Below are 22,795 nucleotides of genomic sequence, written 5' to 3'. Positions count from 1 at the left end.
GTGCGTGGACTTCTCGGGCGGAGCGGGACGTGCCGGTCGAGACCGCCCCCAACTCCCTTCCGGGGCGCCCGCCTTGCCCTCCACCGGGCCCGCGCCCCGAAATTGGTCCATACCTATTGACGCAGTGGTCTAGTCCTCTTTATGTTCTGCGCAACTTCCGCGGAGAGGAACCGACTGTGCTGTCTGTGCTGTCCCCTTCACGAGGCCGGGCGAGACCGGCCCTGCTCGCCGCCGCCGGAGCGGTCGCGGGTCTGCTGCTCGCCGGACTGCCCGCCACCGTCTCCAACGCCGCCGACCAGGGGTCCTGTCGCCCCGACGGCCTCTACCAGACGCCCGGCGTCGACGTCCCCTACTGCTCGGTCTACGACACGGCGGGCCGGGAGAAGATGGGCGCGGACCACCAGCGCCGGGTGATCGGCTACTTCACCGGCTGGCGCACCGGCAAGGACGGCACCCCCGCCTACCTCGCCAAGGACATCCCCTGGGACAAGGTCACCCACCTCAACTACGCCTTCGCGCACGTCGACGGCGGCAACAAGCTGTCGGTGGGCGCGGACGGCGCGACCAACGCGGCCACCGGGATGACCTGGCCGGGCGTGGCGGGCGCGGAGATGGACCCGTCCTTCTCCTACCAGGGCCACTTCAACCTGCTCAACAAGTTCAAGAAGCAGCACCCGAACGTCAAGACGCTGATCTCGGTGGGCGGTTGGGCCGAGACGGGCGGCTACTTCGCCGCCGACGGCACCCGCGTGAACTCGGGCGGCTTCTACTCGATGGCCACCAACGCGGACGGCTCCGTCAACCAGGCGGGCATCGACACCTTCGCGAACTCCTCGGTCGACTTCATCCGCAAGTACGGCTTCAACGGCGTCGACATCGACTACGAGTACCCGACGACGATGAAGGACGCGGGCAACCCGCTCGACTGGTCCCTCTCCAACGCCCGCCGGGCCGGTCTGGTCAAGGGCTACGCCGCCCTGATGAAGACCCTCCGCGAGAAGCTGGACCGCGCGGGCGCGGCGGACGGCAAGCACTACCTGCTGTCGGTGGCGGCGCCCTCGTCGGGCTATCTGCTGCGCGGCATGGAGACGTTCCAGGTCCAGAAGTACCTGGACTACGTCAACATCATGTCGTACGACCTGCACGGCGCCTGGAACGAGTACGTCGGCCCGAACGCCTCGCTCTTCGACGACGGCAAGGACGCCGAACTCGCCTCGGCGGGCGTCTACACGACCTCGCAGTACGGCGGCACCGGCTACCTCAACACCGACTGGTCCTACCACTACTTCCGCGGCTCGATGCCGGCCGGCCGGATCAACATCGGACTCCCCTACTACACACGGGGGTTCAAGAACGTCACCGGCGGCACCGACGGTCTGTGGGGCAAGGCGGCGACCACCACCTGCCCGGCCGGGGCGGGGCTGACCAAGTGCGGTGACGGCGCCGTCGGCATAGACAACCTCTGGCACGACCTGGACACCGCGGGCAAGGAGTCGCCCGCCGGGTCCAACCCGATGTGGCACGCCAAGAACCTGGAGAAGGGCGTCGTCGGCGACTACGTCACGCAGTACGGCTTCCCGGCCGGGACCAGGCTGACCGGCACCTATGCCCGCAAGTACGACTCCACGCTGGTCGCGCCGTGGCTGTGGAACGCCGAGAAGAAGGTGTTCCTGTCGACCGAGGACGAGCAGTCGGTGGCCGCCAAGGCGGACTACGTGGTGAACAAGGGCATCGGCGGCACGATGGTCTGGGAGCTTGCCGGTGACTACGGCTGGAACGCGGCCAAGGGCCAGTACGAGCCCGGCTCGACGCTGACCTCGCTGATGTACGACAAGTTCAAGTCCGCCTCGCCGTACGGCGCGAAGCGGTCCACGATCGACCTGCCGACCGAGGCGCTGAAGATCGACGTGGAGTTCGGCCAGTTCCCGCTCGGCGACTCCAACTACCCGATCAGCCCGAAGCTGAAGATCACCAACAACACCTCGACCACGCTGCCCGGCGGCTCCGAGTTCCGCTTCGACTACGGCACTTCGGCCCCCGGCAACGCCAAGGACCAGTCCGGCTGGGGCACTTCGGTGATCCGCAGCGACCACACGGCGGCGAACAACGTCGGCGGCCTCAAGGGCGACTACAACCGGGTCTCCCTGAAGCTGCCCGCCTGGCAGACGCTGGCGCCCGGCGCGTCGGTGGAGCTGGACTTCGTCTACTACCTGCCGGTGTCGACCCCGTCGAACTGGACGGTGACCTTCGGCGGCAAGACGTACGCCCTCGCCGGGGACCTGGCGCGCGGGACGACAGTGGTGGAGCCCGGCGGCAGCCCGAGCCCCAGCCCGTCGACGTCCACGGGCCCGAGCCCGAGCCCCAGCCCGTCCGGCAGCGCCTCGCCGTCGCCCTCCCCGTCCGGCAGCAGCGGCACCTGCGCCTCCCCGGCGTGGAACGCGACCGCGGAGTACGTCGGCGACACCCGCGTCTCGCACAAGGGGCACACCTGGCGGGCCAAGTGGTGGACGAAGGGCGAGGAGCCCGGCACCACCGGTGAGTGGGGGGTGTGGCAGGACCTCGGCGCCTGCTGATCCACCCTCCGCACCACAAGACCGGCCCGGCGGCGGTGACGACGGCCCTTGCCCGCCGCCGGGCCTCTCCACCCCGGCCTCCCCGGCCCCGCGCACCGCTCTGACAGGGTGAGGTCATGACGACCGCGCGTGCCGAGGAGTTCGAGATCCACCGACCCCGGCTGTTCGGTATCGCCTACCGGATGCTGGGGTCGGCCCATGAGGCGGAGGACGCGGTCCAGGACACCTGGCTGCGGTTCGACGGCACCGACCGGGCGGCCGTCGAGCGGCCCGCCGCCTGGCTGGCCACCGCCGTCACCCGGCTCTGCCTCAACCGGCTGACCTCGGCGCGGGCCCGCCGCGAGCGCTACCCCGGGACCTGGCTGCCCGAGCCGGTCGTCACCGCCGAGGGCGCCCTCGGCCCCCAGGAGGCGGCCGAGCTGCGGGACGGGGTGTCGTACGCCCTGCTGGTGCTGCTGGAACGGCTGACGCCGACCGAGCGGGCGGTGTACGTGCTGCGGGAGGCCTTCGCCTACGGGCACCGCGAGATCTCCGGCGTGCTCGGGATCGGGGAGGCCAACTGCCGTCAGCTGTACCGGCGGGCGGTGGCGCGGCTCGCGGAGGGCGAGGCGCGGTTCGAGGCCGCGCCGCGGCGGCAGCGGGAGCTGGTGGAGTCCTTCGTCGCCGCCGCCCGGGACGGCGACCTCACCGCGCTGGAGCGGGTCCTCGCCGACGACGTCACCTGGTGGAGCGACGGTGGCGGCCGGGTCAGCGCCGCCCTGCGGCCGGTCGTGGGCCGCGCCAAGGTGGTCCGCTTCCTCCTCGGCACCCTCCGCAAGGGCGGCGACGGCCTCACGTACACGATCACCGAGGTCAACGGCGCCGCCGGGCTCCTCGTCCACGCGGGCGACCAGCCGGTCGGCGTGCTCGCCTTCGGCTGCGACGGCGACGCCATCGCCCGGGTGCGGGCCGTGATGAACCCCGACAAGCTGGACTTCGTACGGCGTCAGCTCGCCCGGGGCTGACGGCCGCCGCGCGGGTCCGGCAGCCGGTTCCGCGGCCGGGTGTCACATTCCGGGGGTGCTGTCCGGTCAAGGCTCACGAGGGCGTTCCGCACAGGGGCGTCCCGTGTCGGAAGGAGCTGACCAGCATGACCACGATCCTGGTGACCGGCGGGACCGGAACCCTCGGGCGGCTCGTCGTCGAGCGGCTGCGGGCGGACGGGCACGAGGTCCGGGTCCTCAGCCGGAGCGCGCGGCCGTACGCCGTCGACCTGCGGGCGGGCGGGCCCGGTCTGGACACGGCGCTCGCGGGCGTGGACACGGTGGTGCACTGCGCGAGCAGCCCGCGCGGCGGCGACGAGGAGGCCGCCGGGCACCTGATCGACGCGGCGCGGCGGGCCGGGGTGGCGCACCTGGTGTACATCTCGATCGTCGGCGTGGACCGGGTGCCGTTCGGCTACTACCGCGCCAAGCACGCCGTCGAGGGCCTGGTCGCGGGGTCGGGGCTGGGCTGGACCGTGCTGCGCGCCACCCAGTTCCACGATCTGCTCGTCCAGCTGTTCGACGGGCTGGCGAAGCTGCCGGTGCTGCTGCTCCCGGCCGGGGTGAGCGACCAGCCGGTCGAGGTGGCGGAGGTCGCGGACCGGCTCGCGGAGCTGGCGGCGGGCCCGCCCGCGGGACGGGTCGAGGACCTGGGCGGACCCGAGGTCCGTACGTTCGCCTCGCTGGCCCGCGCCTACCTGACGGCCACCGGGAAGCGGCGCGCGGTGCTGAACGTGCCTCTGTTCGGCAAGGCCTACCGCGCCTTCCGGGCGGGCGGCCACCTGGCGCCCGAACGGGCGGTGGGGAAGGGGACGTTCGAGGAGTACCTGGCGCGGCGGCGGGGCTGAGCGGGGGGAAGGGGGCCGGGCGGCTGGGCCTGCGGGCCGGGGCCGGATTCCGCCGGCCCGTCAGGTGGCCCGTCAAGTGGCCCGTCAGGTGGCGTCCGGGGCTCCGAAGAGGTCGTCCTGGGCGGACTCGCGGGCGGTGAGCAGCGCCCCGCGCAGGACCGCGCCGCCGCCCAGCGCGCTGGGGCGCACCTCGGTGGGCAGCGGGGACATCCGCCGCAGCCGCCGTTCGACGCGGGCGGCGAGGTCCGGCCCGCCCGCCCGGCCGACCTCGCCGCCGAGCACCACGCACCCCGGGTCCAGCACGGCGACCACGGAGGCCGCCCCGAGGGCGATCCGGTCCGCGAGGGCGTCCAGGAAACGATCGGCGGCGGCGTGCGGCGGAGAGGCCGGGGCGGGCGGCGAGGCCGGGGCGTCCTGCCGTACGGGGACGGGGGCGGGGGCGGATGCGGGTGTGGCCGTGGGGTCCGTGGTGCCGTCCGCCGAAGGCGCGGACTCCCCCGCGCCGCCCGCTGTGACCGCCGACTCCCCCGCCTCCGGCACCGAGGTCACCGCCTCCGGCACCGCGGCGACCGCCTCCCGCGCCGAGGCCAGCGCGGCCCGTACCACCCCCGCCGCCTCCGGTTCCCCCGGCTCCTCGGGGGCGGGGGCTCCGGGGAGGCCGTGTGCGCGGGCCAGGGACGTGATGGCGGCCGAGCCCGCGAGGGAGTGGAAGCCGCCCGCGCAGTCGGTGGCCGAGGGCAGGCCGGTGGTGCCCGGCACCGGCAGGAAGCCGATCTCCCCGGTGCCGCCGGAGGCGCCCCGGCGCAGGGCGCCGTCCAGGACGACGGCGGCGCCGGTGCCGTGGCCCAGCCAGAGCAGGACGAAGGTGTCGCGGTCGCGGGCGGCGCCCTCCCGCTGTTCGGCGAGGGCGGCGAGGTTGGTCTCGTTCTCGACGGTGACGCGGGCGCCGGGCAGCCGTTCGGCGAGGGTGGCCACCAGGCGGCGGTGCCAGGCGGGCAGCCCGGAGGAGTCGCGCAGGTCGCCGGAGGCGGGGTCGATCAGGCCGGGCGCGCCGATGCCGACGGTGTGCAGCCCGTCCGCGCCCGCCTCCTTCGCGGCCCGCTCGACCAGGGTGACCGCCTGCTCCACCGCGGACCCGGTGCCGGTGTCGCCGCCGATCGGGACGGCGGCCTCGGCGAGGACCCCGCCCACCAGGTCGGAGACGAGGACGGTGACGCCCTCGGTGCGCACGTCCAGGGCCGCCAGGTGGGCGCGTCCGGCGACCAGCCCGTAGAGCCTGGCGTTGGGGCCGCGCCGCTGCTCCCCCGCCTCCCCCACGACCTCGATCAGCCCGGCCGCGGTGAGCCGCTCGACGAGGTCGGCGACGGTGGGCCGGGAGAGCCCGGTGAGCTGCTTCAACTGGCCTGCCGTCAGGGGGCCTTCGTCCTGGAGGAGGCGCAGGGCGAGCCGGTCGTTGAGGACGCGGGCCGTGCTCGGGGATGCGGGCATGCGGGGAATCCTCCCATGGGGGCCGGGCGGGTCCGGCAAATCCGTCCACTATTTATCAGGCAGGGTTCCTGATAGTTTACGGCGACGCCGCGGACGAGCGGCGTACGCTCGGCGTGTCCGCCGGGCGTCAGCGCTGTGAGGAGGGGGACGGGACCGGGGATGAGCGACGTGGCACTGGCACCGACGGAGGTGCGGCGGGCCAGGGTGGCCGTGGCCGCCGTGTTCGCCGTGCACGGGGCGGTCACCGGCTCGTTCGCCACCCGGGTGCCGTGGATCCAGGACCACGCCTCGGTGAGCGCCGGACAGCTCGGCGTGGCGCTGGCCTTCACCGCGTTCGGCGCGGCCTGCGCGATGCCCCTCGCCGGGCGGATCACCCACCGGTTCGGCAGCCGCGGCGCCCTGCGCGGGCTGCTGGCGCTGTGGACGCTGTCGCTGATGCTGCCCGCGCTCGCGCCGAACCTGGTCACCCTCTGCCTGGCGATGTTCGCCTACGGCGCGACCGCGGGCATGTCGGACGTGGCGATGAACGCGCTGGGTGTGGAGGTCGAGCACCGGCTCGACCGGTCGATCATGTCCGGTCTGCACGGCATGTGGAGCGCGGGCGCGCTGGCCGGTTCGGCGGGCGGGACGCTCGCGGCGCACCTGGGGGTGGACGCGCGGCTGCACCACGTCTGCGCGTCGGTGGCGCTGACCCTGCTCGGGCTGCTGGCCTGCCAGTGGGTGCTGGATCTGCGGCCGACGGCCGACGAGGAGCCCCCGCCGCGCTTCACGCTGCCGCCGCGCTCGGCGCTGCTGATCGGCGCGGTCGGCTTCTGCGCGGTGTTCGCGGAGGGCGCGAGCCTGGACTGGTCGGCGGTCTACCTGCGCGACGAACTCGACTCCTCGGCCGGGCTCGCCGCGGCCTGCACCACCGGCTTCATGCTGACGATGGCGGTGGCGCGGCTGGTGGGCGACGCGGTGGTGAACCGGCTCGGCGCGGTGCGTACCGTGCGGGCGGGCGGGGTGCTGGCCGCGCTCGGCGGGGTGCTGATCGTGGTGTCGGGGAACGCCGCGGCGGCGATCGCCGGGTTCGGCCTGATGGGGCTGGGCATCGCCGTCGTCGTCCCGCTGTGCTTCGCCGCGGCCGGGCGCAGCGGGCCCAACCCGAGCCAGGCCATCGCGGGCGTCGCCACCATCACGTACACCTCGGGCCTGATCGCGCCGGGGCTGATCGGCGGGGTGGCGCAGGCGACGAGCCTGATGGTGTCGTTCGGCGTGGTGACGGTGCTGACCGTCGGCCTGGTGGTGTGCGCGGGCGTGCTGCGCGGCGGGGAGCGGACCAAGGCGGCCCCGGCGGTCACTCCGCGGGACGCAGCAGTGCCCGGCCCGCGGACCTGAGGACGTCGCTCCACGGCGCGGGGCGCATCGTCGCCGGGTCCAGCCGGACCAGGACGCGGGTGCCCCGCGCGTAGGTGAGGGCGCCGTCGGCCGAGCAGAAGCGGAAGCCGTAGGTGAGGCCGGTGGTGCCGAGCCGCTCCAGCCAGAGGTGGACGGCGTAGCGGCCGACCGCGGTCACCGGGGCCTCGTAGCCGATACGCAGTTCGCGGACGGCGTTGCAGGCGTCCCCGGCCGCCGCCCAGTCGCCCTCGAACCGCACCCCGTGCTCGTGCCACAGCTCGGTCCAGGCGCGCTCGACCATGAGCGGGTAGCGGGCGTTGTGCAGCAGGCCGAGCGCGTCGAGGTCGTCGAAGTGGACGGTGACGGGGATGAGGCGGCCGTGGGCGAGGGGGTCGGGCGCGGGCGCGGCGGTTTCGGCGGGGGTGGTGGTCGCGGGGGTGGTGGGGGTGGCGTTCGGGGCGGTGGTCGAGGTTTCGGCGGTCACGGGCGGGGCTCCTGGGGCGGGACGGAACAGGGGGTCGGGACGGGCCGCACGGGGCGGAAAGGTGCATCGGACACCCACCCCGATCCTAAGCGGTCGCTCACCCCTCTTCGCGCGCGTGAGAATGGCCCGGTCCGCTCCAGCCGGAGGGGTACGGCGCCGCGCACGGCCCCGCCCCTCCCTCCGTACGACGAAAGCGAAACCGCACCATGGATCTCGGCGTCCGCTGGACACTCCACGGCGGTGACGGGCGCACGCCCGCCCCCGGCGCGGTGGTCCGCCCCGACGAACGGCTCACCTGGCCCCGCACGATCGGGCTCGGCGCCCAGCACGTGGTGGCCATGTTCGGGGCGTCGTTCGTCGCACCGGTCCTCATGGGCCTGGACCCCAACCTGGCGATCATGATGTCCGGTGTCGCCACGGTGATCTTCCTGCTGGCGACCCGCGGCCGGGTGCCCAGCTACCTCGGCTGCTCGCTGTCCTTCGTGGGCGTGGCGGCCGTGATCCGCGCCCAGGGCGGCACCAGCGCCACCGTCACCGGGGCGGTCCTGGTCGTCGGCGTCGCGCTGTTCCTGGTGGGCGTGGCCGTGCAGCGGTTCGGCGCGCGGATCATCCACGCGGCGATGCCGCCGATCGTGACCGGCGCGGTGGTGATGCTGATCGGCTTCAACCTGGCCCCGGTCACCGCCTCCACCTACTGGCCGCAGGACCAGTGGACGGCCCTGCTCGTCATGGCGTTCACGGCGCTGGCCGTGGTCTGTCTGCGGGGCTTCTGGTCCCGGATCGCGATCTTCCTCGGCCTGGTCTTCGGCTACGCGGTCTCCTGGGCGTTCGACCGGATCTTCGGCCGTATCCACTCCGCCGACGCGAGCGGCAAGGTCACCGACCACTGGCGGCTGGACCTGTCCGCCGTCGGACGCGCCGACTGGATCGGGCTGCCCGACTTCCACGGGCCGACGTTCGAGTGGTCGGCGATCCTGGTGGCGCTGCCGGTGGTGATCGCGCTCGTCGCGGAGAACGCCGGTCACGTCAAGGCGGTCGGCGAGATGACCGGCGACCCGCTCGACGACAAGCTCGGCACCGCGATCTCCGCCGACGGCATCGGCTCGGTGCTCTCCACGGCGGTCGGCGGCCCGCCCAACACCACGTACTCCGAGAACATCGGCGTGATGGCCGCGACCCGCGTCTACTCCACGGCCGCCTACTGGGCCGCCGCTGGGTTCGCGCTCCTCTTCGGCCTCTGCCCGAAGTTCGGCGCGGTGGTCGCCGCGATCCCGGGCGGCGTCCTCGGCGGCATCACCGTCATCCTGTACGGCATGATCGGCCTGCTCGGCGCGCAGATCTGGCTCAACGCCTGGGTGGACCTGCGCAATCCGCTGAACCTGGTCCCGGCCGCGGCGGGCATCATCATCGGCGTCGGCGACGTCACCATGACGTTCACCGACACGTTCTCGCTGAGCGGGATCGCGCTGGGCACCCTCGTCGTCATCGTCGGCTACCACGCCCTGCGCGCCTTCGCCCCGCCCCATCTCAAGGACCAGCGGCCCCTGTTGGACGAGGGCACGTCGGCCTACGACACGGGCGGCGAGCAAGGACGATGACCTGCCGCCGGGGGCGCGGTCGCGGGCGGCGGTACGGGCGTTCGGCCCGAGGGAGGCGCTACGGCCGTGCTCCGCCCGCGAGTTCGTAGGCGTACGCCGGGCTGAACGTCCCCGCCTCGCCCTTGCAGCCGTCGGACTCGCCGGGCGGTTTCACCCACAGGTAGGCGTCGATGCGGGGTGCGCCGGTGTCGAGGGTCGGGGTGCGGCCGATGCGCCGCCCGTCGGGGTCGCACCAGGCGTCGTCGGCGGGCGGGCCGTTGCCGTTGCGGCTGGTGTCGATGACGGCGCCGAGGCCGGGCGGGCCGCCGAGGGCGTCCAGTACCCGCCGGTCGTAGGCGATCTCGTCCGCGGTGCGGCGGAAGTTGGAGACGTTGCTGAAGATCCCGGACGCCTCGCGGGCCCCGGCGCGGGCCAGCAGGGCCGCCTGGGCGGCCGGGGGGTTCCAGTGGGAGTGGCCCGCGTCGTAGTAGACGCGGGCCTTCGGCGCGGCGGCCCGGATGGCGCGGCCCGCGCGGGCCAGCGCGGTGAGGCGGGCGGACAGGGCGTCGGCGGAGAGGCAGTCCGTCTGGGCGAGCGCGTCCGGCTCCAGCAGCACGATCACCTCGCGGGGGCCGAGCCCGGCGGCGAACCGGTCGATCCAGCGGCCGTAGGCGGCGACGTCCCGCGCCCCGCCGTCGGAGGCACCGCCGCAGTCGCGGTCCGGGACGGCGTACGCCACGACGACCGCGACCCGGTCCCGCGCGGCCGCGCCCGAGGTCACCGCCCGGACGCGTGCGGTGAGGGTGGCGTCGGCACCCCGGGCGTCCGGCGTGGTCTCGGTGAACCACACGGCCGTCGGGTGGTCCGCGATGCGGGACGCGAGGACCGCGTGGCGTGCGTCGTCCGGGTGGGCCCGGAGCCAGTCGCGGATCTGGGACGCGGGGTGGCGGTAGAGCCGGGCGGGGGCGCGGGTGGGCGTGGGGGAAGCGGAGGGCGTGGCCGGGGCCGAGGGGGACACCGGGGCGGACGGGAGGGGGCTGCTCGCCGCGGGTGACGGTGCCGTCCGCGACGCTCCGACCGCCCGGCGGTCGGGACGGCCCCCGGACTCGTCGGCGTCCCCGGAGTCCCCGGAGGCCCCGCATCCGGCCGACAGCCCCGCGCCGACGGCCAGGACGACGGCGGCCGAGGCGAGGGCGGTGATGCCGCCGCGTCGGCCCGGACGCCGTTCGCGCACGCCTCGCACGTACCACGCTCCCCTCGGGTGCTCGCGCGCGACGGACCCGTTCCCTCGTTCCGGGGAAGCGGCGGGCCCGTCGGCCCGCGGGTCAGCCTAGGGCTGGGACCCTTGCCGCATGCCGCACTTGGAACAGTTCGTCCCGCGCCCCGGCGGCTCCGGGCCCGGCGGACCGGGTGGGTCCGGGCCGTCCGACGGGCCGGTGGACGGGGTGATCGCCCGGCTGCGCGCCCTCGACGCGGCCCTCCCGCCCGGGGACGGGGTCGCGGTCTTCAACCGCGTCTACCTCACCGTCACCGAGGAGGTCGACCGGCGCATCGACGGCGGGGAGTTCACCGATCCCCTGGCCGCGGCCACCCTGGACGTACGGTTCGCCGAGCGCTACCTCGCGGCCGTGGACGCGGACGCCACCGGCCGCCGCCCGCCCGCCTGCTGGCGCCCGCTGTTCCACCTGCGGGGCCATCCCGGCGTACGGCCGGTGCAGTTCGCGCTCGCGGGCATCAACGCGCACATCGGACACGACCTGGCGCTCGCCGTCGTGGACACCTGCGCCGCCCTCGCCTGCCAGCCGGCCGACCTGGAGGACGAGTTCGACCGGGTCGGCGATCTGCTGGCCGCGCTGGAGGAACGGGTGCGGGAGGAGCTGATGCCGGGCCCCGACCTGCTCCAGCTCGCCGATCCCCTCACCCACCTGGTGGGCGCCTGGTCCCTGGACCGCGCCCGCGACGCCAGCTGGTCCACCGCCCGCGCCCTGTGGGCGCTGCGCCATCTCCCCGACCTGGCCGCCGAGTTCACCACCCGCCTGGACACGGCGATCGGCTTCGCGGGCCGCATGCTGCTCACCCCCCTGCCGGAGTGGCGGAGCGTTCCCCGCGCCGGGTACGGGACGGGCTGACCGAGCGGGCCGCGCGGGTTCGGCGGACCGTCGGACCGCCTCAGTCGTCGGGCAGTTCGACCGGCGCGATGTCCTCGTAGGCGTCGCCAGGCCCCGGGTTGGTGGGGTCGGTGGTGCCGCCGAGGTGGTGCATGACGCCCCAGACGGCGTTCAGGGCGGTCTGGACGGCGCCCTCGGCCCAGCCGGCGGTCCAGGAGATGTCGTCGCCCGCGAGGAAGATGCCGCGCTTGTCCTCGGGGAGGCGGTCCTGCATGAAGTGGGTGAACAGGCGGCGCTGGTAGCGGTAGTGGCCGGGGAGGTTGGCCTTGAACGCGCCCATGAAGTAGGGCTCGTTCTCCCAGGAGACCGTCACCGGGTTGCCGATGACGTGGCTGCGGATGTCGACGTCCGGGTAGATCTCGCCGAGCGACTTCAGCATGACCTCCATCCGCTCGTTCGCGGAGAGCGGCAGCCACTTCAGGCTGTCGTCGCACCACGTGTAGGAGAGGCAGATGACGGCGGGCCGGTCGGGGCCGTCGTCGAGGAGGTACGTGCCGCGCGTCATGCGGTCGGTGAGCGTCATCGACATGACGTCCCGGCCGGTCCTCTCGTCCTTGTCGAGCCAGAACGGCCGGTCGACGGGGACGAACAGCTTGCTGGACTCCATGTAGTGGGTGCGCTCGATGGCGGTCCAGTGGTCGATCGGGAACAGCGCGTCGTCGCAGGCGATCTTCGACAGCAGCATCCAGGACTGCGCGGTGAAGACCGCCGCCGCGAAGGTGCGGATGTCGCCGTCGGCGTCGGTGACGGTGATCCGGTTGCCCGCGGTGCGGTGCAGCCGGGTCACGGCCGGGCGGGGCTCGCCGCCCCGGTGGAGACCGGCCAGCGAGGTGCCCTGCGCCCAGTGCACGATCTTCTGCGGTGCCCGCTCCCACAGCCGCAGCGGCAGTTGCTGGGAGCCGCCGACGATGCCGCGGTGGTGGTCGTCGGCCTCGCTGTAGACGACCCGCAGGATCTCCAGGATGGAGTTGGGGAAGTCGGTGTCCCAGCCGCCGGTGCCGAAGCCGACCTGCCCGAAGATCTCCCGGTGCCGGAAGGACCTGAACGACGGGGAGTCGCAGAGGAAGCCGTAGAAGGTCTGGTTGTCGAGCTTCTCGACGAGCCGCGCCCAGATCTCCCGGATGCGCGGCACGTCCCGCTCGCGCATCGCCCGGTTCATGTCGGAGAAGTCGGCGCCCTCTTCGAGGCAGGCGTTCCAGGCGGCGGCCACGTCCCGGTAGACCTGCGGCAGGTCGGCCACCGTCTCGGCGTAGTGGGACTCGCCCTTGAGGTCGACGACCGTCGAAGGGGTGGTCTCCGCCAGGGGGTTGGGGAACGGCCGGGTCTCCAGGTCCACCAGGTCGATGTAGTGCTGGAGCGCGGTGGAGGACGGCGGGAAGCGCATCGCGCCCATCTCCGCGGTCAGCGAGGGGTCGCAGCCGTCGAAGCCGACGGTGCGCAGGCGTCCGCCGATCCGGTCGGCCTCGTAGACGACCGGCTTGAGGCCCATCTTCATCAGCTCGTACGCGGCGACGATCCCGGAGAGTCCGCCGCCGATGACGGCGACCTCGGTGCCGTGCTCGGTCGCCGGGACCTGGCCGAGGCCCGCCGGGTGGGCGAGGAAGTCGTCGTAGGCGTAGGGGAAGTCCGGGCCGAACATGGTGATCGGCGGCTGCTGCGGCGCGTCGGCGTGCTCGACGGCGTTGGGCACGGTGGACGTCATGGGGTACGGACTCCTAGCGGGACGAGAACGAGCGGGAGAGCGGGGGGAGTTCAGACCAGGGGCCCGTACAGGGCGGGGCGGCGGTCCGTGAGGTAGGGGCTGGCCTCGCGGGCGGCGGCCAGGAAGGCGGGGTCGACGTCGGCGAGGACCAGTTCCTCCTCGCGTCCGGCGCGGGCGCGGGCCACCCCGTCGGGTCCGGCCAGCACGGAGAGCCCCAGGAAGTCGAACTCCGCTTCCACGCCGACCCGGTTGACGTAGGCGACGTACAGCGCGTTCTCCAGGGCGCGCACCGGGACCAGCGACTCGGCGACAACGGGGTACGGGTGCATCAGCGCGGTGGGCACCACCAGCAGGTCGGTGCCGGCGAGGGCGTGGGCGCGGACGTTCTCCGGGAACTCGACGTCGTAGCAGATCAGCAGGCCGACGGTGAGGCCGTCGAGGTCGGCCTGGACGACGAGTCGGCCGCCGGGGGTGAAGTGCCGGTGCTCGAAGGGGCCGTAGAGGTGCGTCTTGCGGTACCCGGTGAGCCGCGACCCGTCGGCGGAGATCAGCTGTGCCGCGTTGAAGACGGCGTCGCCCGCGCGCTCCGGGTAGCCGTAGACGACGGCGAGGCCGTGCCGTCCGGCGATCTCGGCGACGGCGTCGGCGGCGTCGCCGTCGGCGGGCTCGGCGAGGCGGGCGACGTCGTCGCCGATGGCGTAGCCGGTGAGGAACATCTCGGAGGTGACGATCAGCCCGGCCCCCGCGGCGGCGGCGCGGCCCGCGGCCTCGTCGAGGACCTTGAGGTTCTCGGCGACGGAGCCGGGGCGGCCGGAGCTCTGGAGCAGGGCGATGCGCATGCGGGGTCCTCAGCGGGTGCGAGCAGGGTGCGGGGGCGGCCCGAGATGGGTGTGGGGGCCACGTAGACGGTACGGGCGGCCGGCCGGGGCGGACAAGGCGGAGCCGTTGCGCGCGGGTGGGCGGTTCGTTGCGTGCGCCGGGGGCGGGGCGGCGATTCGTTGCGCGCCCCGACCCGCCACGCCCCGCGAGACGGCTCGGCCCCGTCCCTCCGAGGGGCTCAGCCGTCGCCGTCCCGCTCCGGCCGGGCCACCAGCACCGCTGTGACCAGGTACGGAACGGCGCTCAGGGCGAACGCCGTGCCGTGGCCGCCGCCCGTGGCGAGGACCGTGTAGGCGCCGTACACCCCGATGGTGACCAGCTCCGTGCCGAGGCCCGCGAAGGAGGTGAGGGTGGCGCGGCCGGTGCCCTCGATCCGGTGCTGGAGCCGGACGTCGGCCAGCACGGTGGCGAGCTGGAAGCCGCCGAAGGCGACGGCGACGAGGGCGAGGCCCGCGGGGGTGCCGGTGGTGGCGCCGACGGCGAGGGCGAGGGCGGAGAGCGCGAGGACGGCGGCGTACCCGCGGCGGCCCAGGCGCTCCGCGGGCCCGGCCAGCAGGCTGCCCGCGGTGACCCCGGCCCAGAGCAGCACCAGCAGGTACGGGACGGTCGCGTCGGACACACCGGTCTCGCGGGCGAGCAGCGGGGTGTACTCGTCGAGGGCGCCGAAGACGGCCGTCACCGCCGGGACGAGGAGCAGGGCGCGGCGCACGGACCGGTCGCGGCGGGCCTCGCGGAGGCCTTCGCGCAGGGCTGCGCTCCAGCCCGAGCGCTCAGGCGCCCCGCCCTCCGGACCGGCCTTCTCCGCCGCGTCCCCGGCCTCCCCCGCCGCCCGCCCGGCCCCGTCCCCGGTCCCGGTGGTCCGGTGTTCGGGGAAGCGGGCCGCCGTCGCGGCGCAGAGCAGGCAGGCCAGGACGCTGGCCGCGCCGACCGCCGGATAGCCGTGGGCGGCGAAGACGGGCCCGGCGAGGGCCATGGCCGCCATCACGGCGACCTGCCCGGCCGCCTGGGAGCGGCCCATGAGGCGGGCGTAGCGGTCGGCGGCGCCGAGCCGGTCCAGTTCCTCGTAGACCAGAGCCTCCAGCGCGCCGGAGCCGAGCGCCCCGCGCGCGCCCCACAGGACGAAGCCGGCCGCGAAGGCGGCGTACGAGGGGACGAGCACCCACAGGGCGAACCCGGCCGCGCCGAGCAGCGGGCCGAGCACGAGGAGGGCCCGGCGGGAGTACGCGTCCGCCCAGGCGCCGGAGGGCACCTCCAGCAGGACACCGGTCGCCGACCAGAGGACGAACAGCGAGGACATCTGCCAGACGGACAGCCCGGTGTCGGCGAACAGCAGGGCGTACAGCGGGTAGAGCAGGACGAACTCGTCCAGGAACGCGTACGCGTAGAGCGTGCCGGTGAGCCGTCGGACGCGGCGGACGGGGACGTCGGGCGTACGCGGGGGTGAGAGAGACATGGGGCCTTCCCGAAGGGGCGGATCGGACGGCGTGGGGACGGCGTCCGAGGCGGCCCCCGCCCTCGGGAGGCGGTGGTGTCGTGGGATCTCCGGGAAGATCAATGTCGCCAGGTCATGGCATCGATCCTAGGCAGCCGGGGCGACGGTGGCCAGGGGGTTCCCGCACTCGCCGGGGCGTCCCGCGCCCGCTCCTCACCCGGCCGTGTCCCCGCCGCCCAGCGCGAAGGTGGTGATCACCGCGGCGTGGTCGGACGGCCAGTCGTTGCCGGCCACGTCCGGCCAGGCGCGGGGGGTGCCGCTGACGTGGGTGCGCGAGTCGAGGACGCGCAGGCCGCGGTGGAGGACGAAGTCGATGCGGTCCTGCGGTTCGGGCCGCCCGCTGCCGTCCTCGTGCGCGGCGTGCACCGGGGACCAGGTGTGGCCGGGCTCGCGGACCGGGTCGGGGTGCGCCTCGCGGAAGGAGTCCCGCAGTCCGGCGGCCTCGGCGGCGCGGGTGACCGGCCAGTCCACGTCGGTCCGGTCCAGGTGGGAGGGGCAGTTGAAGTCGCCGGTGAGGACGACCGGCCGCTCGGGGTCGAGGCGGGCGAGGGCGTCCCGGAGCTGCCCGAGCCGCACCTCCTCGTGCGCGATCAGCGTCTCGGCGGGCAGCCCGTCGAAGGCGGCCTCGTAGGGCCCGTACGGGGTGAAGTGCAGGTGGGAGGTCCATACGTCGGCCTCGACACCGGGGGCCACGGCGACGCGGGCCCCGGCGGCGCCGTAGAAGCCGGGGTCGGGGTCGCCGAGGCGGGCGGTGAGGGGGTGGCGGCTGAGGATGCCGAGGTTCTCGCCCGCGCGGTGGTGGTGCCAGCCGAGGGCGGCGGCGAGTTCCTGGGCGGCGGTGCCCTGCGTCTCCTGGAGGCCGATGACGTCGGCGCCGGTCTCGGTGATCACCTTGAGCTGCTTCGCCCGGTGGTCGTGGACGGGGGTCCCGCCGAGCCAGAGGTTCCAGGTCATCACGCGCAGGGCGTACGGCAGCAGGGCGCGCAGCGCGGGGACGGTGACCTCGTCGAGCCCGGCGCGGACGGCGCGGCCGGGGGCGGCGGGGATCGGCGCGAGGGAGGGCACGGCGAGGACGGTGCATCCGGCGGCCTCGGCGGAGGCGACGCCGGTCTCGGTGTCCTCGACGGCCACGCAGGCGGCCGGGTCGACGCCGAGGGCACGGCAGGCGGCGAGGTAGGGCTCGGGGTCGGGCTTGGTGCGGCCGGTGTCGTCGGCGGTGACCGAGACGGCGAAGCGGTGGGTGCCGAGGGCGGCGAGGACGGTGTCGGCGACCGCGCGGGGGGAGGCGGTGACGAGGGCGGTGGGGACGCCCTCGGCGGTGAGCGCGTCGAGCAGTTCCAGGGCGCCGGGGCGGGGGGCGGCGCCGGTGCGGACGCGGTCGGCGAACTGCCGGTGCAGCGCCGCCGCGAGGTCCCCGGCGGGGGTGCCGGTGGCGGCGGCGAGCCAGTCCGCGGTGTGCTCGACGGGGCGGCCGAGCACGTCGGGCCGGTCGGCCTCGGTGAGCGCCCGCCCGGCGACCTGCTCCACCGCCTCCCACCACAGCCGCTCGGTGTCGACGAGCGTGCCGTCCATGTCGAACAGGACGGCCTGGAGCGGGAGTCGGGAGGTCATGGCAAGGGTCTCTTTCGTGGGGGGGGGAGGAGAAGGGGCGACGGGTCGGGGTGCTGGGGGGGGTGGGGGGTCAGCCGATGCGTCCGCCGCCACGTTCCGCCACCAGGACCGGGCGCCGCGGCAGCGACACGGTGACCGGGGACCCGGCGGTGAGGGCGGCGGCCTCGTGGGCGGGGAGGTCGGCCTTGACCTCGGTGCCGTCGGCGAGGCGGACGGTGACCCGGACGGACGCGCCGAGGAAGGCGGTGGCGACGACGCGGGCGTCCCCGGCGGTGTCGGCGCGCACGGCGACCGCCTCGGGCCGGACCAGGACGTCGACCTCGCGGACACCGGGCAGCGGGCCGTCGACCGGGAGCCGCTGTCCGAGGACCTCGACCTCGTCGCCGTCGGTGCGGCCGGGGACGCGGCTCATCGTGCCGACGAACTCGGCGACGAAGGGGGTGGCGGGGCGGGCGTACAACTCGGCGGGTTCGGCGCACTGTTCGAGGCGTCCGGCGCGCAGCACGGCGACCCGGTCGGCCATGGAGAGGGCCTCCTCCTGGTCGTGGGTGACGAACAGGGTGGTGATGCCCAGCTCCTGCTGGAGGCGGCGGATCTCCTCGCGGAGGCTGAGCCGCACCTTGGCGTCGAGCGCCGACAGCGGCTCGTCGAGCAGGAGCACGCGGGGCCGCAGGGCGAGGGCGCGGGCCAGGGCGACCCGCTGCTGCTGGCCGCCGGAGAGCTGGTGCGGGTACTGGGCGCCCCGGTCGCCGAGCCCGACGAGGTCCAGCAACTCGGCCGCGCGGGACCGCCGTTCGGCGGTGGCGACCTTCCGCATCCGCATCCCGAACGCCACGTTGTCGAGCGCGCTGAGATGCGGGAAGAGGCTGTACGACTGGAAGACCATCCCGGCGTCGCGGCGGTGCGCGGGGACGCGGGTGACGTCCGCGCCGTCGAGCAGGACCTCGCCGGAGTCGGGGTGCTCGAACCCGGCGAGCATCCGCAGGGCGGTGGTCTTGCCGCAGCCGGACGGGCCGAGCAGGGCGAGGAGTTCACCGGGGCGGGCGGTGAGGTCGAGGCCGTCGAGGGCGACGGTCGCGCCGAACGCCCGGCGCAGGCCGCGGAATTCGACCGTGGCCGCCGTCGTCGCGGCCTTGTCGATCGTGGGCACGGTCATGGGTTCATCCCCGGGAGGTAGGACGGGTACGGCCGCCGACTCCGGCGAGCGCGAGGAGCAGGAGCCAGGTCACGAGCAGGCTGAGCACGGACACGGCGACGGACAACTGGGCCTGGGAACCACTGATGTTGACGATCCACACGGCGAACGGCTGGAAGCCGAGCAACTGGGCGACGGTGAACTCGCCGAGGACCAGCGCCAGGGTGAGGAAGGACGCGTTGAGCAGCGCCCCGCGCAGGTTGGGCAGCACGGCCCGCACGAGCGCCTGCGGCCAGCCCGCGCCGCAACTGCGGGCCGCCTCCACCAGGGTGCGGACGTCCATGGCGCGCAGCCCGGCGTCTAGGGCGCGGTACACGAACGGCAGCGCCATCACGACGTACGCCAGGACGAGGACGAAGGGGAAGTCCGGGTTCTGGACGGCGACGAAGGTCTGGAACAGCGGGGTGCGGGAGAAGTGTTCGGGGCCCCACTTCAGGACGGTGCCGAGTCCGGCGACGAACGCGATCGGCGGGACGACCAGCGGCAGGGAGCAGACGATCTCCACCACGGGCCGCAGCCGGGGCGCGCCGAGCCGCAGGGCGACCATGGCGGGCACCATCAGCAGCAGGACGATGCCGATGGTGGCGGCGGCCAGTTCCAGCGAGAGGGCGAGGCTGGAGGTGAAGCCGCCGGTGCCGAGGATGCGGGTGTAGGCGTCGAAGGTGACGCCCCGGCCGGGCACGTCGACGGAGAAGACCACGGACGCGCCCAGCGGGACGAGGAAGTACAGCCCGGCGAGGGCGAGGACGCCCCACCGCCACAGGGCGGGCCGGGCGGCGGCGCGGGGGCCGGGGGTCAGGCGAGCCATCGCGCGCTCCTCCGCTGAAGGGGCAGGTAGACGGCCATGACCAGGCCCGCGACGAGGACCATGTCGAGGCTGAGGGCGAGCGCCACGTTCTCCTGGCCGACGAGGACGTTGCCCGAGATCGCGTCGGCGATCTGGAGGGTGACCAGCGGGATGGAGCTGCCGACCATGGCGGCGGCGGTGGCGTAGGCGGCGAAGGCGCTGCCGAAGAGGAGGACCAGGCCGCCGAGGAGGGAGGGCAGCAGCACCGGCAGGGCGACGTGCCGCCAGTACTGCGCGCCGGTGGCACCGTTGTTCTGCGCGGCCTCCCGCCACTGGACGCGCAGCCCCTCCAGGGCGGGCGTGATGGTGAGGACCATCAGCGGGATCAGGAAGTACAGGTAGACGATGACCAGTCCCCAGAAGCTGTAGAGGTCCCAGCCCGTGTCGTCGAGGCCGAGGTGCCGGGTGAGGACACCGGCGTTGCCGAGGGTGGCGACGAAGGCGAAGGCCAGCGGCACCCCGCCGAAGTTGGCGAGGACGCCGGACGCGGTGAGCACGGCCTCGCGCAGCGCGCGGAACCGGGAGGTCACCACGGCCTGCGCGAGGGGCAGTCCGAGGAGGGCACCGAGTCCGGCGGACACGGCGGACAGCTTGACGCTGCCGAGCAGGGCGGTGAGGTAGGCGCCCTGGAGGGAGGCGGTCAGGTTGTCCGTGGTGTACGAGGTGGCGCCGGTGGCCGGGTCCTTGACGGTGAACGCGCCGTCGAGCATGGCGGCGGCGGGCAGGCCGAAGGCGACGGCGGTGAAGACGAGGAGCGGGACGACGGCGACCCAGCCGAGGGACCGGCGCCGCCGCCGCACAGCGGCGGCGGACACCGGGTCGACCCGTACGGCGGTGGCCGTCATCCGGAGACGGCCTTCGCCCAGCCCTGCGCGAGGACGGTCTTGGCCTTGCTCTGCTGCTCCTCGGTCGGGAAGGACGGCGTCCCGGAGACCTGGGGCAGCTTGGCCGCGGCGGCGGTGTCGACGGTGCCGGCCTTCTCCAGGGCGGGCAGCAGGACGGGGCGGGCGTAGCCCTTGAGCCAGAGGTTCTGGCCCTCGGCGCTGTAGAGGTACTCCTGCCACAGGCGGGCGGCGGCCGGGTGCGGGGCGTCCTTGTTGACGGCCTGGGAGTAGTACTGGGAGAACTGGCCGTCGGCCGGGACCGTCACCTTCCAGTCGACGCCCTTGGCGGCGAACTCCTCGGCGTACCCGGCGTTGAGGTAGTCCCAGTCGATGCTGATCGGGGTCTCGCCCTTCTCGACGGTGGCCGGGGTGGACTCGACGGGCGTGTAGTTGCCGTTCTTCTTCAGCCGGGCGAAGAAGTCGAGGCCGGGCTGGATGTCGTCGAAGGAGCCGCCGTTGGCGAGGGCCGCCGCGTAGACGCCGCCGAACGCGGAGCCGGACTTGGTGGGGTTGCCGTTGAGGGCGACCTTGCCCTTGTACTCGGGCTTGAGCAGGTCGGCGAAGGTGGCGGGGCAGACCTTGACGCGCTTGGCGTCGCAGCCGATGGAGATGTAGCCGCCGTAGTCGTTGAACCAGCGGCCCTCGGCGTCCTTCTGGGCCTCGGGGATGTCGGCGAACGCGGCCACCTTGTAAGGGGCGAGGAGGCCCTGCTGGGCGGCGCTGAGCGCGAAGGAGCTGCCGAGGTCGAGGACGTCCGGCGCGCGGTCCTGGCCCTTGCGGGAGGTGACGGCGTTGATCTCGTCCTGGCTGGAGCCGTCGGGGTTCTCGACCTTGATCGTGATGCCGTACTTCTTCTGGAAGCCGTCGATGAGGGCGCCGTAGTTGGCCCAGTCGCGGGGCAGCGCGATGGCGTTGAGGGTGCCCTCCTTCTTGGCGGCCTTCACCAGGGCGTCGAGGCCGCCGAAGTCGGCGGCGGAGGTGGCGGTGGCGGCGTTCTTGCCGCCGCTGCTGGTGGTGGCCGAATCGTCGGGGGCGGCACCGCACGCGCTGAGGGCGAGGGCGGCGACGACACCGAGGGCGGCGGTTCTCGGCAGGGACACGGACACGACTGCTCCAAGGGAGGCGCGGGGCTGCGGGAGGACTGCGGGAGTGGCACGCGTGCGAGGGCAGGTGCGGGGCACTCGGGAGAAGCGGAAACTTGTTTGAACAAGTTGGCCTCAGTACGCCGGGCGCGCATGACGCGTTCATGAACTCCACCGAAACGGAAACCCCAGTTTTCCCGCACATTCGCGGTCGGCCCAAGGCACCTCCGGCCGTCGTCTACCCTGGCTGTGCCGATTACGCTGTGCACAGCAGTCGACTCAGAGGGGAAGCATGACGGCGCGACACGAGGAGATCGCCGACGCCCTGCGCCGGGCGATCGGCCGCGAGGAGTACGCGGTCGGCGCCCTGCTGCCCGCCGAGACGGAGCTGGCGGCCCGGTACGGCGTCGCGCGCGGCACGGTCCGCCAGGCCGTGGCCGCGCTCACCGCGGAGGGCCTGATCGGCTCCCGGCAGGGCGCCCGCCGGGTGGTGCTGGCCAGCAGACGCAGCCAGAGCTTCGCGGAGCTGCGCAGCTTCGCGCAGTGGGCGCGGGCGATGGGCCGCGAGGCGACCGGCCGGGTGGTCGCGCAGGAGCACCGGCGGGCGGACGCGGAGGACGCGGTGCGTCTCCAACTCTCGGAGGGCGACCGGGTGTTGCATGTGCTGCGGGTGCGTGGCCTGGACAGTGAGCCGGTCCTGCTGGAGCGGACGGTGTACGCGGGCTGGATCGCCCCCGCCGTCGAGCGGATCGAGCCGGACTGCCCCTCGGTCACCCAGCGCCTGCTGGACGACACGGGCCTGGTCTTCGCCTACGGCGAGCACGTCATCGACGCGGTGGCGGCGGGGGCCCAGGACGCGGAGCTGCTGGACGTGCGGCGCACCAGCCCGCTGCTGCGGGTACGGCGGGTGACGACGACGTACGAGGGGCGGCCGGTGGAGTGGTCGGACGACCGCTACCGCTCGGACGCGGTGAGCTTCAGCGTGCACAACTCGATCGACAACAACGCGCTGGCCCGCAAGACGGCGGGGTGACGCGGCGGGCGGGCCGGGGCCGCCGGGACGTCAGGTCGGTGAGCCCGAGGAGAAGCGGCGCAGCAGCGGGGAGAGCACGAGCACGGACTTGGTCCGCTCCACGAACGGCTCCCCCGCGATGCGCTCCAGCACCCGCTCGAAGTGGCGCATGTCGGCGGCGAACACCTGGGCGACGGCGTCGGCCTCGCCGGTGACGGTGGAGGCGGCCACGACCTCCTGGTAGCGCTCCAGGCCGCGCCGGATGGTCTCCGGGGAGGTGTTGCGGCGGCAGTGGATCTCGACGAAGCCCTCGGTCTTCCAGCCGAGGGCCGCCGGGTCGACGCGCACGGTGAAGCCGGTGATGGCCCCGGTGGCGCGCAGCCGGTCCACCCGCCGCTTCACGGCGGGCGCGGAGAGGCCGACGATCTGCCCGATGTCCGCGTAGGAGCGGCGGGCGTCCTCGGCGAGGGCGTGCACGATGCGTTCGTCGAGCGGGTTCAGCACGGCGGGTCGTTCACTTCACTTCGGTGGTGCGGGGCGGGTACGGCGGCGGC

19 protein-coding genes are annotated in these 22,795 nt (G+C 74.2%); 7 read left to right on the top strand and 12 right to left on the bottom strand.

Going from position 1 to position 22,795, the window contains the following annotated elements:
- Positions 1-185: 185 nt before the first annotated feature.
- From ACIQPQ_RS18840 to ACIQPQ_RS18830, 3 genes are all read left to right on the top strand, one after another.
- Positions 186-2,573, top strand: a complete 2,388-nt coding sequence (locus tag ACIQPQ_RS18840; protein WP_401305253.1) for a chitinase C-terminal domain-containing protein — start codon at positions 186-188, stop codon at positions 2,571-2,573.
- 116 nt (positions 2,574-2,689) lie between these two features.
- Positions 2,690-3,577, top strand: a complete 888-nt coding sequence (locus ACIQPQ_RS18835) for an RNA polymerase sigma-70 factor (RefSeq protein ID WP_401305135.1) — start codon at positions 2,690-2,692, stop codon at positions 3,575-3,577.
- A gap of 125 nt (positions 3,578-3,702) precedes the next feature.
- The gene (locus ACIQPQ_RS18830) at positions 3,703-4,443 is read left to right on the top strand and encodes an SDR family oxidoreductase (protein WP_401305133.1); all 741 of its coding nucleotides are present in this window, start codon (positions 3,703-3,705) and stop codon (positions 4,441-4,443) included.
- An 84-nt stretch (positions 4,444-4,527) separates the two neighbouring features.
- Here the strand turns inward: ACIQPQ_RS18830 and ACIQPQ_RS18825 are convergent, their stop codons facing one another.
- Positions 4,528-5,931, bottom strand: a complete 1,404-nt coding sequence (locus ACIQPQ_RS18825) for an ROK family transcriptional regulator (RefSeq protein ID WP_401305131.1) — start codon at positions 5,929-5,931, stop codon at positions 4,528-4,530.
- Between the two features lie 159 nt (positions 5,932-6,090).
- Here ACIQPQ_RS18825 and ACIQPQ_RS18820 point away from each other — a divergent pair, with 159 nt between their 5' ends.
- The gene (locus tag ACIQPQ_RS18820; protein WP_401305130.1) at positions 6,091-7,308 is read left to right on the top strand and encodes an MFS transporter; all 1,218 of its coding nucleotides are present in this window, start codon (positions 6,091-6,093) and stop codon (positions 7,306-7,308) included.
- On the opposite strand, the gene ACIQPQ_RS18815 is transcribed toward ACIQPQ_RS18820, so the two are convergent.
- Positions 7,268-7,678, bottom strand: a complete 411-nt coding sequence (locus ACIQPQ_RS18815) for an acyl-CoA thioesterase (RefSeq protein ID WP_401305251.1) — start codon at positions 7,676-7,678, stop codon at positions 7,268-7,270. The two genes, ACIQPQ_RS18820 and ACIQPQ_RS18815, sit on opposite strands and share 41 nt — an antisense overlap.
- A 320-nt stretch (positions 7,679-7,998) precedes the next feature.
- Here ACIQPQ_RS18815 and ACIQPQ_RS18810 point away from each other — a divergent pair, with 320 nt between their 5' ends.
- Positions 7,999-9,390, top strand: a complete 1,392-nt coding sequence (locus ACIQPQ_RS18810; protein WP_401305128.1) for a uracil-xanthine permease family protein — start codon at positions 7,999-8,001, stop codon at positions 9,388-9,390.
- 58 nt (positions 9,391-9,448) lie between these two features.
- Here ACIQPQ_RS18810 and ACIQPQ_RS18805 read toward each other — a convergent pair whose 3' ends face one another.
- Positions 9,449-10,603, bottom strand: a complete 1,155-nt coding sequence (locus ACIQPQ_RS18805; protein ID WP_401305126.1) for a glycoside hydrolase family 6 protein — start codon at positions 10,601-10,603, stop codon at positions 9,449-9,451.
- 202 nt (positions 10,604-10,805) lie between these two features.
- Here ACIQPQ_RS18805 and ACIQPQ_RS18800 point away from each other — a divergent pair, with 202 nt between their 5' ends.
- On the top strand, positions 10,806-11,498 hold the full coding sequence (locus tag ACIQPQ_RS18800; protein WP_401305249.1) for a DUF5995 family protein: 693 nt from the start codon (positions 10,806-10,808) through the stop codon (positions 11,496-11,498).
- A 40-nt stretch (positions 11,499-11,538) separates the two neighbouring features.
- Here the strand turns inward: ACIQPQ_RS18800 and ACIQPQ_RS18795 are convergent, their stop codons facing one another.
- From ACIQPQ_RS18795 to ACIQPQ_RS18760, 8 genes are all read right to left on the bottom strand, one after another.
- The gene (locus ACIQPQ_RS18795) at positions 11,539-13,239 is read right to left on the bottom strand and encodes a flavin monoamine oxidase family protein (protein ID WP_401305125.1); all 1,701 of its coding nucleotides are present in this window, start codon (positions 13,237-13,239) and stop codon (positions 11,539-11,541) included.
- Between the two features lie 50 nt (positions 13,240-13,289).
- Positions 13,290-14,078 carry a carbon-nitrogen hydrolase family protein gene (locus ACIQPQ_RS18790; protein ID WP_401305123.1) on the bottom strand — a complete coding sequence of 263 codons (789 nt, stop codon included), beginning with the start codon at positions 14,076-14,078 and terminating at the stop codon, positions 13,290-13,292.
- 218 nt (positions 14,079-14,296) lie between these two features.
- The gene (locus ACIQPQ_RS18785; RefSeq protein WP_401305121.1) at positions 14,297-15,571 is read right to left on the bottom strand and encodes an MFS transporter; all 1,275 of its coding nucleotides are present in this window, start codon (positions 15,569-15,571) and stop codon (positions 14,297-14,299) included.
- Between the two features lie 192 nt (positions 15,572-15,763).
- Positions 15,764-17,221, bottom strand: a complete 1,458-nt coding sequence (locus ACIQPQ_RS18780; RefSeq protein WP_401305119.1) for an HAD-IA family hydrolase — start codon at positions 17,219-17,221, stop codon at positions 15,764-15,766.
- A gap of 70 nt (positions 17,222-17,291) precedes the next feature.
- Positions 17,292-18,377 carry an ABC transporter ATP-binding protein gene (locus ACIQPQ_RS18775; RefSeq protein ID WP_401305117.1) on the bottom strand — a complete coding sequence of 362 codons (1,086 nt, stop codon included), beginning with the start codon at positions 18,375-18,377 and terminating at the stop codon, positions 17,292-17,294.
- 4 nt (positions 18,378-18,381) lie between these two features.
- Positions 18,382-19,224, bottom strand: coding sequence for an ABC transporter permease (locus ACIQPQ_RS18770; RefSeq protein WP_401305115.1), 843 nt, complete (start codon positions 19,222-19,224; stop codon positions 18,382-18,384).
- A complete protein-coding gene (locus ACIQPQ_RS18765) occupies positions 19,212-20,108 on the bottom strand; it encodes an ABC transporter permease (RefSeq protein WP_401305113.1) in 897 nt (298 codons plus the stop codon). Before ACIQPQ_RS18765 ends, ACIQPQ_RS18770 begins: the two co-directional genes overlap by 13 nt.
- Positions 20,105-21,253 carry an ABC transporter substrate-binding protein gene (locus ACIQPQ_RS18760; protein ID WP_401305111.1) on the bottom strand — a complete coding sequence of 383 codons (1,149 nt, stop codon included), beginning with the start codon at positions 21,251-21,253 and terminating at the stop codon, positions 20,105-20,107. Before ACIQPQ_RS18760 ends, ACIQPQ_RS18765 begins: the two co-directional genes overlap by 4 nt.
- Positions 21,254-21,521: 268 nt before the next feature.
- Here ACIQPQ_RS18760 and ACIQPQ_RS18755 point away from each other — a divergent pair, with 268 nt between their 5' ends.
- Complete coding sequence (locus ACIQPQ_RS18755) at positions 21,522-22,262, top strand: GntR family transcriptional regulator (RefSeq protein WP_401305109.1); 741 nt, start codon at positions 21,522-21,524, stop codon at positions 22,260-22,262.
- A gap of 30 nt (positions 22,263-22,292) precedes the next feature.
- Here ACIQPQ_RS18755 and ACIQPQ_RS18750 read toward each other — a convergent pair whose 3' ends face one another.
- Positions 22,293-22,745, bottom strand: a complete 453-nt coding sequence (locus ACIQPQ_RS18750; protein WP_383772641.1) for an Lrp/AsnC family transcriptional regulator — start codon at positions 22,743-22,745, stop codon at positions 22,293-22,295.
- Positions 22,746-22,795 lie beyond the last annotated feature (50 nt).

The sequence above is a fragment of the Streptomyces sp. NPDC091281 genome (assembly GCF_044757425.1).
In the GTDB taxonomy this organism is placed as follows: domain Bacteria; phylum Actinomycetota; class Actinomycetes; order Streptomycetales; family Streptomycetaceae; genus Streptomyces.
The sequence above is the reverse complement of the archived record's forward strand: the minus strand, read 5'-3'. Positions and strand labels throughout refer to the sequence as shown.